Raw genomic sequence first — 14,074 nt, forward strand, 5'->3', positions numbered from 1 at the left:
GAATGGTTTCGGATAAGAGCTTCGTTGGCGCATGGAAATCCTGGCGATAAGGGTGATCGCGTCCGCTTAAAAATACGCGGACACCATCGCCCTTAATGCTGGAGTTCGGAAGGTGAGTTCGCCGGACGCTTACCTTCCTTCTACATTTCAGGAAGGAGAGGAGAGGGCGCCTCGGCAGGAATTTCAGGCAAAAAAAAGCCCGCAAAGGCGGGCTTGATGGTGACCGGCTGGGACCAGGCATGGAGCCCGGCCGGTCAACTATTTGTGAAACCGTGCAGCTATTCTGTGAACCTACACCGGATCAGAAGTCCAGGTTCGATACCGACAGGGCATTGCTCTCGATGAACTCACGACGAGGTTCAACTGCATCACCCATCAGGGTGTTGAAGATCTGGTCGGCTGCAATCGCGTCCTCGATGGTGACCTTGAGCATGCGACGCACGGTCGGGTCCATGGTGGTTTCCCACAGCTGGTCCGGGTTCATCTCACCCAGCCCTTTGTATCGCTGGATGGTGTGACGCTTGGTGGTCTCATTCATCAGCCAGTCCAGGCCTTCCTTGAACTCGACGATCGCCTTGCGACGCTCCCCACGCTGCACATAGGCACCTTCGCCCAGCAGGCTGGACAGCTTGGCACCGATGTTTACCACTGTGCGGTAGTCGTTGCTGCCGAAGAAGTCGCGGTTGAAGGTGATGTAGCTGGCCAGGCCGTGGGAGGTGATTTCCACTTCCGGCAGCCAGACATTGCGCTCCTTGTCTTCGCGCAGGCTGGCCTTGTACACCAGGCCCGACTTCTGGCTGCTGTTCAGGCGTTCCTGGAACTTGCCCAACCAGCTTTCCATGACGGCGTGGTCGCCCAGTTGCTCAAGCGTGACTTCCGGCAGGTAGATGAAGTGCTCGGTCAGCTCTTCCGGGTACAGACGCGACAGGCGCTTGAGCGTCTTCATCACGCTGCGGAATTCGTTGACCAGGGCCTCCAGCTGTACACCGGAAACGGCTGGCGCCGATTCATCCAGGTGCAGGCTGGCATCTTCGAGGGCCGACTGGGTCATGTATTCTTCCATGGCCTCGTCGTCCTTGATGTACTGCTCCTGCTTGCCTTTCTTCACCTTGTACAGCGGCGGCTGGGCAATGTAGATGTAGCCACGCTCGACCAGCTCAGGCAACTGACGGAAGAAGAAGGTCAGCAGCAGGGTGCGGATGTGCGAACCGTCAACGTCAGCATCGGTCATGATGATGATGTTGTGATAACGCAGCTTGTCGATGTTGTACTCTTCGCGGCCAATGCCACAGCCCAGCGCGGTGATCAGCGTGCCAACTTCCTGGGACGAGATCATCTTGTCGAAGCGAGCTTTCTCGACGTTGAGGATCTTGCCCTTCAGCGGCAGGATCGCCTGGGTGCGACGGTTACGGCCTTGCTTGGCCGAACCGCCTGCGGAGTCACCCTCCACCAGGTACAGTTCGGAAAGGGCAGGGTCCTTCTCCTGGCAGTCCGCCAGTTTGCCCGGCAAGCCAGCGATGTCCAATGCGCCTTTACGGCGGGTCATCTCACGCGCCTTGCGCGCCGCTTCACGGGCACGGGCGGCGTCGATCATCTTGCCGACCACGGCCTTGGCTTCGTTGGGGTTCTCCAACAGGAAGTCGGCGAAGTACTTGTTCATCTCCTGTTCCACGGCAGTTTTCACTTCCGAGGAGACCAGCTTGTCCTTGGTCTGCGAGCTGAACTTGGGGTCTGGCACCTTGACCGAAATGATCGCGGTCAGGCCTTCACGGGCGTCGTCACCGGTGGTGGCGACCTTGTTCTTCTTGGCCAGGCCTTCCTGCTCGATGTAGCTGTTCAAGCTGCGGGTCAGCGAGGAACGGAAGCCGACCAGGTGAGTACCACCGTCGCGCTGCGGAATGTTGTTGGTGAAGCACAGCAGGTTTTCGTTGAAGCTGTCGTTCCACTGCAGGGCGACTTCGACACCTACGCCGTCGTCACGTTGCACGTTGAAGTGGAACACTTGCGAGTTGACTGGCGTCTTGTTGGTGTTCAGGTACTCAACGAACGCACGCAGGCCGCCTTCATACTTGAAGAACTCTTCCTTACCCGAGCGCTCGTCCTTCAGCAGGATGCCAACACCAGAGTTGAGGAACGATAGTTCGCGAATACGCTTGGCCAGGATGTCCCAGCTGAAGTGGATATTCTTGAAGGTCTCCGCCGAAGGCTTGAAGTGAATGTGAGTACCGGTGGTTTCACTTTCGCCCACAACAGCCATCGGCGCTTGTGGAACACCGTGTACGTAGGTCTGCTCCCAAATCTTGCCGCTACGGCGAACGGTGAGTACCAGCTTTTCGGACAGGGCGTTAACTACGGAAACACCTACACCGTGCAGACCACCGGAAACTTTGTAGGAGTTGTCGTCGAACTTACCGCCGGCGTGCAGCACGGTCATGATGACCTCGGCTGCGGAAACGCCTTCTTCTTTATGCACGTCGACCGGAATGCCGCGACCGTTGTCGCGCACACTGATGGATTCGTCCGTGTGGATGATGACGGTGATGTCATCGCAATGCCCGGCGAGGGCTTCGTCGATCGAGTTGTCGACCACTTCGAAGACCATGTGGTGCAGGCCGCTACCGTCATCGGTGTCGCCAATGTACATGCCGGGACGCTTGCGCACGGCATCCAAACCTTTCAGCACCTTGATACTGGAGGAATCGTACGTTTGATTTTCGCTCATGCCTTCACTCCCGATGGTCGTGGGTCTGGGTGATACAGCCCTGTTCCACGTGGAACAAAGCAACTGGCGTTTCCGTCTGCCAGCCTTCCCTCAGTAATTCTTGATCTACACAGGTGATAAATACCTGGCAGCGTAATTCTTCAAGCAAGCGGCACAGTGCGCGGCGATGCTTGTCGTCCAACTCGGACGGCAAGTCATCCACGAGATAAATACAGTGACCGCGGCGAGCCTGGTTAACGAGGTGACCTTGGGCAATGCGCAATGCGCAGACCACCAGCTTTTGCTGACCCCGCGACAAAATGTCGGCCGCGTTATTGGCAGCCAACCGTAGACGCAGATCAGCGCGTTGCGGGCCGGCCTGGGTGTGGCCCATTTGCTGGTCGCGAAGGAGAGATGAGGCGAGTACTTCGTTGAGTTCCCGGTCCTTGTCCCAGCCTCGATAGTAGCTAAGGGTCAACCCGTCCAGCTCGACCAGTTCGCTCAGGGTTTGCTCGAAGACGGGCTTCAAGGCCTTGATATAGTTGCGACGGTATTCATCTATTTCCGCGCTGGCCAGACACAATTCCCGGTCCCAGGCGGCTTGCGAAGCTGGGTCAAGTGTACCATGACGCAACCATGAGTTCCGCTGCCGCAACGCCTTCTGCAGCCGTTGCCAGGCTGGCATGAAGCGAGGTTCCACGTGGAACACTCCCCAATCCAGAAACTGTCGCCGTATCTTAGGAGCACCTTCCAACAGGCGGAAACTGTCTGGGTTGATCAGCTGCAGCGGTAACAGTTCCGCCAACTGCGCGGCGCTCTTGGCATTCTGGCCGTCGATGCGAATGGTGAAATCACCCGCCCGCTCACGGGAAACGCCGAGATTGCTGGTGCCACCTTCAGTCAATTGGACTTCGCCAAAAACCGTACATGCCGCTTGGTCGTATTGGATAACCGGATTCAGGCGAGTACTGCGAAATGATCTGGCCAGGCCAAGCAGATGCACGGCTTCAAGCAGGCTAGTCTTGCCGCTGCCGTTGGCGCCGTAAAGAATATTGATGCGGGGGGAGGGTGAAAGTGTCACCGGGTGCAGGTTGCGCACCGCGGTGACCATGATCCGTCGAAGGGACATTTGACCTGCTACGGTTACAAGCGCATCGGCATGACGACGTAGGACGAGTCGTCATTGCCGGCTTCCTGCAACAGCGCACTGCTGTTGGAGTCGGACAAGATCAGACGCACCTGCTCCGTGGTCATCACGCCCAGCACGTCGAGCAGGTAGCTGACGTTGAAGCCAATCTCCAGCGATGTGCCTTCGTAATCGACGCTAATCTCTTCTTCCGCTTCTTCCTGCTCGGGGTTGTTCGCCTGAATTTTCAACTGACCAGCAGCCAGTTGCAGGCGAATACCGCGATACTTCTCGTTGGACAAGATCGCAGTGCGGCTGAACGCTTCCCGCAATGCCTGACGATCACCGATCACCAGCTTGTCGCCCCCTTTCGGCAGCACGCGCTCGTAGTCCGGGAATTTGCCATCGACCAGTTTGGACGTGAAGGTGAACTCGCCAGTAGTCGCACGGATGTGGTGCTGGCCCAGAACGATGCTGACCATGCCTTCCGGGTCGGTCAGCAGGCGCGCCAGTTCGAGAATACCTTTACGTGGCACGATGACCTGATGACGCTCATCCTGCTCAATGGCCGCACTCATGGAACACATGGCGAGGCGGTGGCCATCGGTGGAAACCGCACGCAGCGTATTGCGCGACACTTCCAGCAGCATGCCGTTGAGGTAGTAACGCACGTCCTGCTGGGCCATGGCGAAGCTGGTGCGTTCGATCAAGCGACGCAGTTTGCTCTGCTCCAGGTTGCAGGTCAGCGAACCCGGGCCTTCCTCCACAGTAGGGAAGTCGTTGGCAGGCAGGGTCGACAGGGTGAAACGGCTACGGCCAGCCTTGACCAACAGCTTCTGCTCATCGACTTTGATATCGATCAGGACGTCGTTCGGCAGGCTCTTGCAGATATCCATCAGCTTGCGCGCAGGAACAGTAATCTCGCCCGGCTCAGCCGGCTCTTCCAACTGCACGCGGCCTACCAGCTCGACTTCCAGGTCGGTACCGGTCAACGACAGCTGCTGGCCTTGCACGACCAGCAGTACGTTGGACAGGACCGGCAAGGTCTGGCGGCGCTCGACGACACCGGCGACCAGTTGCAGGGGTTTCAACAGGGCTTCGCGTTGAATGGTGAAATGCATGGTCTAGTCCCTTGCCTTCAATTAACTGCGCTGGCGGCCATCAGGTGGTCAGTGTCCGCAGCAGGTTCTTGTAGTCCTCGCGGATGTCCGCGTCGGATTCCTTCAATTCGTTGATCTTGCGGCAGGCGTGCAGCACGGTGGTGTGGTCACGGCCACCAAACATGTCGCCGATCTCCGGCAAGCTGTGGTTGGTCAGCTCTTTGGACAAAGCCATGGCTACCTGGCGCGGACGCGCAACGGAACGCGAACGACGCTTGGACAAAAGATCGGAGATCTTGATCTTGTAGTACTCGGCGACCGTGCGCTGAATGTTATCCACACTTACCAGCTTGTCTTGCAGCGCCAGCAGGTCTTTCAGCGATTCGCGAATCAGCTCGATGGTGATGTCGCGGCCCATGAAGTGCGAGTGGGCGATGACCCGCTTCAATGCACCTTCGAGCTCACGCACGTTGGAGCGAATCCGCTGGGCGATGAAGAACGCGGCATCGTGCGGCAGTTCGACCTTGGCCTGGTCGGCCTTTTTCATCAGGATCGCTACGCGGGTTTCCAGCTCTGGCGGCTCCACGGCCACCGTCAAGCCCCAGCCGAAGCGCGACTTCAGGCGCTCTTCCAGGCCCTCGATCTCTTTCGGGTAGCGGTCGCTGGTAAGAATTACCTGTTGCCCACCTTCAAGCAAGGCGTTGAAGGTGTGGAAAAACTCTTCCTGCGAACGCTCCTTGCGGGCGAAGAACTGGATGTCATCGATCAGCAAAGCGTCGACCGAACGGTAGAAGCGCTTGAATTCGTTGATGGCGTTGAGCTGCAGCGCCTTGACCATGTCCGCGACGAAACGCTCGGAATGCAGGTAAACAACCTTGGCATTCGGGTTCTTCTTCAGCAGGTGGTTACCCACAGCATGCATCAAGTGGGTCTTGCCCAGGCCCACGCCCCCATACAGGAAAAGCGGGTTGTAGCCATGCTTGGGATTGTCGGCCACCTGCCAGGCAGCGGCCCGGGCCAATTGGTTAGACTTACCTTCAACGAACGTTTCAAAGGTAAATGTGCGGTTCAGGTAGCTGGTGTGCTTGAGCGCGCCCTCTACCTGCACGTTGCGCTGTTCGTTACGACCAGGAGCCACCGGGGCCGGTGCGCTATCTGCCAGCGAATCGTAGCCGTCTTGCGAGGAGGCTTGAGCCATCTCATTGGCCTGCACCGGCTCTGCAACCGACGAGACGACAGGATCTACGACCGCCGAAACCTGCACAGCGGCTGGCTGCGCATGATTTTGAGCGAGGGAAGCGGCGACCGCTGCGCTGACCGGCGCATTGGGTGCAGCCCGCGGCGCGGAGCTGCGACGGCTGCCTATTAATAAGGAAAGGGCAGGCGCAATGCCGCTGCCGTGCTCACCCAACAGTTCGAGCAGACGGCCAAGGTACTTTTCATTTACCCAATCGAGAACGAATCGGTTAGGCGCATACACGCGCAACTCGTCGCCTTCGGCTTCGACCTGTAGCGGACGGATCCAGGTGTTGAATTGCTGGGCAGGCAGTTCATCGCGCAGAAGCTCCACGCACTGCTGCCAAAGTTCCACTGACACGGATATCCCCTGAGTTTGAAAGCCGGATGAGGCAAAAACAAACCGCCATTGTACCGGTCGAGCGATCAGTTATCCACATGTGGAAACATTTCGTCCCATGCCAAAACAGCCATTTAGCGACCAAAAAGCCCCTCAGGTGGTGTGAATAAGCTCTGTGGATAACCGCACATAAGGGCTATGCACAACCCTGGGTTCAGCCCTGTTGATAACCCCCCTGTGGATAATATGCCCTTTAATCCACAGGCTATGTTCACGAACGACACAAGCGCAGCACCGCTTGTGGACAAGGTTTCTGATCGCTGTACACACCGTGGATAAAGGGCTGTGCGATGTTATCCACAGAAGGTTATCCACTTAAGAGTTATAAGTTCTTCAGAAAAGCTTTTTATATGTCTCTTCTTTTTTTTCATTTTGTCGTCCGTATGCCTGCACCCTCAAGCTCCGTCCATTCGAACGCCAATGCACCTCCACTGGGATGCCATCCATAAGGAAAGGCTGGTTGGAAATTGACCTATCGGCTTGCTTTCTCTAGAATCGCCGATCTCTTAAAAAGGGGGCCATTCCGGCCCGTTGTCGACAAACCCAGGTAACAACGCCATGAAACGTACTTTCCAACCAAGCACCATCAAGCGCGCTCGCACCCACGGCTTCCGTGCCCGTATGGCTACCAAGAACGGCCGCGCTGTTCTGTCGCGTCGTCGTGCCAAAGGCCGTAAGCGTCTGGCCATTTGATTTTTCGGCACAGGTGGTGAGTCAGGACTTCAGTCGGGAAAAGCGACTGCTTACACCCCGGCACTTCAAAGCGGTCTTCGACTCCCCAACCGGCAAGGTTCCAGGGAAAAACCTGCTGATCCTTGCTCGCGAGAACGGACTCGACCATCCACGCCTCGGCTTGGTGATCGGCAAGAAGAGCGTCAAGCTCGCCGTTCAACGCAATCGCCTCAAGCGCTTGATGCGCGATTCCTTCCGTCTGCACCAGCAAATGCTCGCTGGCCTGGACATAGTGATCGTCGCGCGCAAGGGATTGGGTGAGATAGAAAACCCGGAATTGCACCAACATTTTGGCAAGCTCTGGAAACGCCTGGCGCGCAGCCGGCCCACCCCAGTGGCAAACGCCGATTCCGCAGGGGTAGACAGTCAAAATGCGTAAACTGGCCCTCGTTCCGATCCAGTTTTACCGTTACGCCATCAGTCCCCTGATGGCCAACCACTGTCGTTTCTACCCCAGTTGCTCCTGTTATGCGTTGGAAGCCATCGAAACACATGGCCTCTTGCGTGGCGGGTGGCTAACCGTTCGTCGCCTGGGGCGTTGTCATCCGTGGAACGACGGCGGTTTCGATCCCGTTCCCCCCACGCCTTCCTCCCGAACTTCTTCGATAGCCGAGTAATCATGGATATTAAACGCACGATCCTGATCGCCGCGCTGGCAATCGTGTCCTACGTCATGGTCCTGAAGTGGAACGATGACTACGGCCAGGCTGCCCTGCCGACTCAGAATACTGCTGCCAGCACCGTTGCTCCGGGCCTGCCCGATGGCGTACCGGCCGCGAACAACGGCGCCAGCGCCGATGTACCTAGCGCCAACGCCGAGTCGAACGCTGCCGAACTGGCACCCGTTGCACTCAGCAAGGATCTGATCCGGGTCAAGACCGATGTCCTGGAACTGGCTATCGACCCTGTCGGTGGTGACATCGTCCAGTTGAACCTGCCGAAGTACCCACGCCGTCAGGACCACCCGGACATTCCGTTCCAGCTGTTCGACAATGGCGGTGAGCGCGTTTACCTGGCCCAGAGCGGCCTGACCGGCGCCAACGGCCCGGATGCACGTTCCACCGGCCGCCCGCTGTACGCCGCCGAGCAGAAGTCCTACCAGCTGGCCGATGGCCAGGAACAACTGGTCGTCGACCTGAAGTTCAGCGACAACGGTGTCAACTACATCAAGCGCTTCAGCTTCAAGCGCGGTGAGTACGACCTGACCGTCAGCTACCTGATCGACAACCAGAGCGCACAAGCCTGGAGCGGCAACATGTTTGCCCAGCTCAAGCGTGACGCCAGCGGCGATCCATCCTCGAGCACGGCTACCGGCACCGCCACTTACCTGGGCGCAGCCCTGTGGACAGCTGGCGAGCCGTACAAGAAAGTGTCGATGAAGGACATCGACAAGGGTAGTTTGAAAGAAAATGTGTCCGGTGGCTGGGTTGCCTGGCTGCAGCATTACTTCGTGACCGCCTGGATCCCTGCAAAATCGGACAACAACGTCGTCCAGACCCGCAAGGACAGCCAGGGTAACTACATCATCGGCTACACCGGCCCAGCCATCAGCGTGCCTGCTGGCGGCAAGGTCGAAACCAGCGCGATGCTTTACGCCGGTCCGAAAATTCAGTCCAAGCTCAAAGAGTTGTCCCCAGGCCTGGAACTGACGGTCGACTACGGCTTCCTGTGGTTCATTGCCCAGCCGATCTTCTGGCTGCTGCAACATATCCACAGCCTGCTGGGTAACTGGGGCTGGTCGATCATCGTCCTGACCATGCTCATCAAAGGCCTGTTCTTCCCGCTGTCGGCCGCCAGCTACCGCTCGATGGCGCGTATGCGTGCCGTTGCGCCGAAGCTTGCCGCACTGAAGGAACGCTTCGGTGACGATCGCCAGAAGATGTCCCAGGCGATGATGGAGCTGTACAAGAAAGAGAAGATCAACCCGCTGGGTGGCTGCCTGCCGATCCTGGTGCAGATGCCGGTGTTCCTGGCCCTGTACTGGGTACTGCTGGAAAGCGTGGAAATGCGCCAGGCCCCATGGATGCTGTGGATCACCGACCTGTCGATCAAGGATCCGTTCTTCATCCTGCCGATCATCATGGGCGCCACCATGTTCATCCAGCAGCGCCTGAACCCGACGCCACCGGATCCGATGCAGGCCAAGGTGATGAAAATGATGCCGATCATCTTCACCTTCTTCTTCCTGTGGTTCCCGGCTGGTCTGGTGCTGTACTGGGTTGTGAACAACTGCCTGTCGATTTCGCAGCAGTGGTACATCACCCGCCGCATCGAAGCAGCGACCAAAAAAGCTGCTGCTTGACGGGCTAGTGCGCTAGCCTGTGAATAAAAACGCCCCCTCGGGGGCGTTTTTGCTATCTGTCGTTTTTGTCGTAGAGGCTTTCGAGCATGAACACTGTGCGTGAAACCATTGCCGCCATCGCCACCGCCCAAGGCCGCGGCGGCGTCGGCATCGTCAGGCTGTCCGGGCCATTGGCGGCCGAGGCTGGCCAGCTCATCACCGGCCGCACGCTGACGCCGCGCCATGCCCATTACGGCCCGTTCCGCGACCAGGAAGGGCTGGTGCTGGATGAAGGCATCGCGCTGTTCTTCCCTGGGCCGAACTCGTTCACCGGCGAAGATGTGCTCGAGCTGCAGGGGCATGGCGGCCCGGTGGTGCTGGACATGCTGCTGCAGCGCTGCGTGCAGGTCGGCTGTCGCCTGGCACGCCCGGGCGAATTCAGCGAGCGGGCATTCCTCAATGACAAGCTCGACCTGGCCCAGGCCGAAGCCATCGCCGACCTGATCGAGGCCAGCTCCAGCCAGGCCGCGCGTAACGCCTTGCGTTCGTTGCAGGGCGAATTCTCCAAACGTGTGCACTTCCTCACCGAAGCGTTGATTGCATTACGCATTTTCGTCGAGGCAGCCATCGACTTCCCGGAGGAAGAGATCGACTTCCTCAACGATGGCCATGTGTTGTCGATGCTCGATACTGTTCGTGCCGAGTTAGCCAATGTGCAGCGCGAAGCCGGTCAGGGTGCATTGCTGCGCGACGGTATGACAGTGGTAATCGCCGGCAGACCGAATGCTGGTAAATCAAGCCTGCTGAATACGCTGGCCGGGCGTGAAGCAGCCATCGTTACCGATATCGCCGGCACCACGCGGGACATCTTGCGTGAACATATCCACATCGATGGCATGCCGCTGCATGTGGTCGATACGGCCGGTTTGCGCGATACCGACGACCATGTGGAAAAGATCGGCGTAGAACGCGCGCTCAAGGCCATTGGCGAAGCCGACCGGGTATTGCTGGTGGTCGACTCCACGGCGCCGGAGGCAAGCGACCCATTCGCCCTCTGGCCCGAGTTTCTCGACCAACGGCCGGACGCGGCCAAGGTCACGCTGATTCGCAACAAAGCCGATCTCAGTGGCGAGCAAGTTGCGCTGGAGCAGTGTGATGACGGCCATGTGACGATCACCCTGAGCGCCAAGGGCGACGATCAGGGCCTGCAGCTGCTGCGCGATCATCTCAAGGCCTGCATGGGCTATGAACAGACCGCCGAGAGTGGTTTCAGCGCCCGCAGACGCCATCTGGATGCGCTGCGCCAGGCCAGCACGCACCTGGAACACGGGCGCGCGCAACTGACCATGGCAGGCGCCGGCGAGCTGTTGGCCGAGGACCTGCGCCAGGCGCAGCAGGCATTGGGTGAGATCACCGGGGCCTTCAGCTCTGATGACCTGCTGGGGCGAATCTTCTCCAGTTTCTGCATCGGCAAGTAGCTTAACGGTAAACCATCCACAGCCGCTCCCTTTGGGGGCGGCTTTTTTTTGCCTGAAATTTGAGTGGCCTGCGTAAATCTGCACTCAGGAGTCCTGTGGAAAACTCACCCTAGGCTCCGTTGATAACCGTGCTTTTTTTCTGAGGAAAAACCGGCCTGTGGGTAAACAGGCATTTCATCCACAGGCTAAATCACGTTATCCAGAGCCCTCATGGTACTCCAGACACAGGGTTTAATTTTTCTCTACGCAGCGCCAATAGCGGGATACAGAACCTTATCCACAGAAGAAGTTGTGCATAAGAATAAACATAAAAACAAAGCTTTTTTAAATTTCTTCTCTCTGATTTCTGTTGTCAGCCACTCATCCACAGCCTGGTCAAAATTTGCGCAAAAGGTTTCTTTAGAGGGGGTGAAGTCCCTATACTTATCGGCTTACCTTCTCTATTCGCAAAAACAGGCACGAGGTGCGTGGTGGATTTCCCTTCCCGTTTTGAAGTGATCGTCATCGGCGGCGGCCATGCCGGTACCGAGGCTGCGCTTGCGTCTGCACGCATGGGTGTGAAAACCCTGCTGCTGACCCACAACGTGGAAACCCTCGGTCACATGAGTTGCAACCCCGCCATCGGCGGCATCGGCAAAAGCCATCTGGTCAAAGAGATCGATGCGCTCGGCGGTGCGATGGCACTGGCCACCGACAAGAGCGGCATCCAGTTCCGCGTGTTGAACAACCGCAAGGGCCCGGCCGTGCGCGCCACCCGTGCGCAGGCAGACCGCGCCATCTACAAGGCGGTGGTGCGCGAAATCCTGGAAAACCAGCCCAACCTGTGGATATTCCAGCAGTCCTGCGACGACCTGATCGTCGAGCAGGACCAGGTCAAAGGCGTGGTTACGCAAATGGGTCTGCGCTTTTTCGCCGATTCCGTGGTGCTGACCACCGGCACGTTCCTCGGTGGCCTTATCCACATTGGTCTGCAGAATCATTCCGGCGGTCGCGCCGGCGATCCGCCATCGATTGCCCTGGCCCACCGCATGCGTGAACTGCCGCTGCGCGTCGGCCGCCTGAAAACCGGTACTCCGCCACGGATCGACGGGCGCTCGGTGGACTTCTCGGTGATGACCGAACAACCAGGCGACACGCCGATCCCGGTGATGTCGTTCATGGGCAACGCGGCAATGCATCCGCGTCAGGTCAGCTGCTGGATCACCCACACCAACGCGCGCACCCACGAAATCATTGCCTCCAACCTCGACCGCTCGCCGATGTACTCAGGCGTGATCGAAGGTGTCGGCCCGCGCTATTGCCCGTCGATCGAAGACAAGATCCATCGTTTCGCCGACAAGGAAAGCCACCAGGTGTTCATCGAGCCGGAAGGCCTGAATACCCACGAGCTGTACCCCAACGGCATTTCCACTTCGCTGCCGTTCGATGTGCAGCTGGAACTGGTTCGCTCGATCCGCGGCATGGAAAACGCCCACATCGTGCGCCCGGGCTATGCCATCGAGTACGACTACTTCGACCCGCGTGACCTCAAGTACAGCCTCGAGACCAAAGTCATCGGCGGCCTGTTCTTCGCTGGCCAGATCAACGGCACCACCGGCTACGAAGAAGCCGGCGCCCAGGGCCTGCTGGCCGGGACCAACGCCGCGCTGCGCGCGCAGGGCCGCGAAAGCTGGTGCCCGCGCCGCGATGAGGCGTATATCGGCGTACTGGTCGACGACCTGATTACCCTGGGTACCCAGGAGCCGTACCGCATGTTCACCTCGCGCGCCGAATACCGTTTGATCCTGCGCGAAGACAACGCCGACCTGCGCCTGACCGAAAAAGGCCGCGAGCTAGGCTTGATCGACGATGAGCGCTGGGCAGCGTTCTGCGCCAAGCGCGACGGTATCGAGCGTGAAGAACAACGCCTGAAGTCGACCTGGGTTCGCCCGAACACTCCGCAAGGCCAAGCCGTTGTGGATAAGTTTGGTACCCCGCTGAGCCACGAATACAGCCTGCTTAACCTGCTGGCACGCCCGGAAATCGATTATGCCGGGCTGATCGAGGCGACAGGCGGGGAAGAAATCGATCCACAGGTCGCCGAGCAGGTCGAAATCAAGACCAAGTACGCCGGTTACATCGACCGCCAGCAGGATGAGATCGCTCGCCTGCGTGCCAGCGAAGACACTCGCCTGCCTGTGGATATCGACTACACGACGATTTCCGGCCTGTCCAAGGAGATCCAGGGCAAGCTCGGCCAGACCCGCCCGGAAACCTTGGGCCAGGCTTCGCGCATCCCAGGCGTGACGCCAGCGGCGATTTCCCTGTTGCTGATTCATCTGAAAAAACGCGGCGCTGGCCGCGAATTGGAGCAAAGCGCTTGAGTTCCCTGGTCACCCCGCAACACGCAGAAGAGTTGTCCACAGGTGCGCGTCAGCTCGGTGTCGAGCTAACCGCCGAGCAGCACGAACGGCTGCTGGGTTACCTGGCCCTGTTGATCAAATGGAACAAAGCCTACAACCTGACCGCCGTGCGCGATCCGGACGAGATGGTTTCGCGCCATCTGCTCGACAGCCTCAGCGTCATGGAATTTATCCACAGCGAGCGTGACAGCTGGCTGGATGTCGGCAGCGGTGGTGGCATGCCAGGCGTTCCCTTGGCTATCCTGCATCCGCACAAGCAGGTGACAGTGCTGGACGCCAACGGCAAGAAGACGCGCTTCCTGACACAGGTGAAGATGGAGCTGAAACTGGACAACCTCACGGTTATCCACAGCCGGGTCGAAGCCTTCCAGCCAGCGCAGCCGTTCAGCGGCATCATCTCCCGCGCCTTCAGCAGCATGGAGAACTTCACCAACTGGACCCGCCACTTGGGCGACACCGGGACGCAATGGCTTGCAATGAAGGGGCTGCATCCTGCCGATGAACTGGTAGCATTGCCCGCAGACTTCACAGTGGAAAGCGAGCAGGCCCTGACCGTTCCGGGTTGCCAGGGCCAGCGCCATCTGCTGATACTGCGCCGCAAGGCATGACTGGGAACAC

General features: G+C 58.7%; 11 protein-coding genes. 7 read left to right on the forward strand and 4 right to left on the reverse strand.

Features of this window, described 5'->3' with window-relative positions:
- Window positions 1–301: 301 nt before the first annotated feature.
- The 4 genes from gyrB to dnaA are packed head-to-tail and all read right to left on the reverse strand — an operon-like array spanning window position 302 to window position 6,524.
- Entirely contained in the window at window positions 302–2,722 is a 2,421-nt protein-coding gene (gyrB, locus tag ACIPZF_RS24610) for a DNA topoisomerase (ATP-hydrolyzing) subunit B (RefSeq protein ID WP_400804293.1), read from the reverse strand.
- Window positions 2,723–2,726: 4 nt separating this feature from the next.
- Window positions 2,727–3,830 (reverse strand): DNA replication/repair protein RecF, encoded by a 1,104-nt coding sequence (gene recF / locus ACIPZF_RS24615; protein ID WP_400804296.1) that lies wholly within the window; start codon window positions 3,828–3,830, stop codon window positions 2,727–2,729.
- 14 nt (window positions 3,831–3,844) lie between these two features.
- Window positions 3,845–4,948, reverse strand: a complete 1,104-nt coding sequence (dnaN, locus tag ACIPZF_RS24620) for a DNA polymerase III subunit beta (RefSeq protein WP_400804298.1) — start codon at window positions 4,946–4,948, stop codon at window positions 3,845–3,847.
- Window positions 4,949–4,988: 40 nt separating this feature from the next.
- On the reverse strand, window positions 4,989–6,524 hold the full coding sequence (gene dnaA, locus ACIPZF_RS24625) for a chromosomal replication initiator protein DnaA (protein ID WP_400804300.1): 1,536 nt from the start codon (window positions 6,522–6,524) through the stop codon (window positions 4,989–4,991).
- Between the two features lie 597 nt (window positions 6,525–7,121).
- On the opposite strand from dnaA, the gene rpmH reads away from it, so the two are divergent.
- The 7 genes from rpmH to rsmG all read left to right on the forward strand — a co-directional run bounded on the left by rpmH (window position 7,122) and on the right by rsmG (window position 14,064).
- Complete coding sequence (gene rpmH / locus ACIPZF_RS24630) at window positions 7,122–7,256, forward strand: 50S ribosomal protein L34 (RefSeq protein ID WP_003253163.1); 135 nt, start codon at window positions 7,122–7,124, stop codon at window positions 7,254–7,256.
- A 13-nt stretch (window positions 7,257–7,269) separates the two neighbouring features.
- Window positions 7,270–7,674 carry a ribonuclease P protein component gene (gene rnpA / locus ACIPZF_RS24635; RefSeq protein ID WP_400804384.1) on the forward strand — a complete coding sequence of 135 codons (405 nt, stop codon included), beginning with the start codon at window positions 7,270–7,272 and terminating at the stop codon, window positions 7,672–7,674.
- Window positions 7,667–7,912 carry a membrane protein insertion efficiency factor YidD gene (gene yidD / locus ACIPZF_RS24640; protein WP_400804301.1) on the forward strand — a complete coding sequence of 82 codons (246 nt, stop codon included), beginning with the start codon at window positions 7,667–7,669 and terminating at the stop codon, window positions 7,910–7,912. The genes rnpA and yidD overlap by 8 nt, the downstream gene beginning before the upstream one ends.
- A 2-nt stretch (window positions 7,913–7,914) precedes the next feature.
- Window positions 7,915–9,597 carry a membrane protein insertase YidC gene (yidC, locus tag ACIPZF_RS24645; protein WP_400804302.1) on the forward strand — a complete coding sequence of 561 codons (1,683 nt, stop codon included), beginning with the start codon at window positions 7,915–7,917 and terminating at the stop codon, window positions 9,595–9,597.
- Between the two features lie 86 nt (window positions 9,598–9,683).
- Window positions 9,684–11,054, forward strand: coding sequence for a tRNA uridine-5-carboxymethylaminomethyl(34) synthesis GTPase MnmE (mnmE, locus tag ACIPZF_RS24650; RefSeq protein WP_400804305.1), 1,371 nt, complete (start codon window positions 9,684–9,686; stop codon window positions 11,052–11,054).
- Window positions 11,055–11,524: 470 nt separating this feature from the next.
- A complete protein-coding gene (gene mnmG, locus ACIPZF_RS24655; RefSeq protein WP_400804306.1) occupies window positions 11,525–13,417 on the forward strand; it encodes a tRNA uridine-5-carboxymethylaminomethyl(34) synthesis enzyme MnmG in 1,893 nt (630 codons plus the stop codon).
- Window positions 13,414–14,064, forward strand: a complete 651-nt coding sequence (gene rsmG / locus ACIPZF_RS24660; protein ID WP_400804308.1) for a 16S rRNA (guanine(527)-N(7))-methyltransferase RsmG — start codon at window positions 13,414–13,416, stop codon at window positions 14,062–14,064. Before mnmG ends, rsmG begins: the two co-directional genes overlap by 4 nt.
- Window positions 14,065–14,074: the final 10 nt, after the last annotated feature.

It is taken from the genome of Pseudomonas sp. NPDC089752 (assembly GCF_044748725.1).
GTDB lineage: Bacteria > Pseudomonadota > Gammaproteobacteria > Pseudomonadales > Pseudomonadaceae > Aquipseudomonas.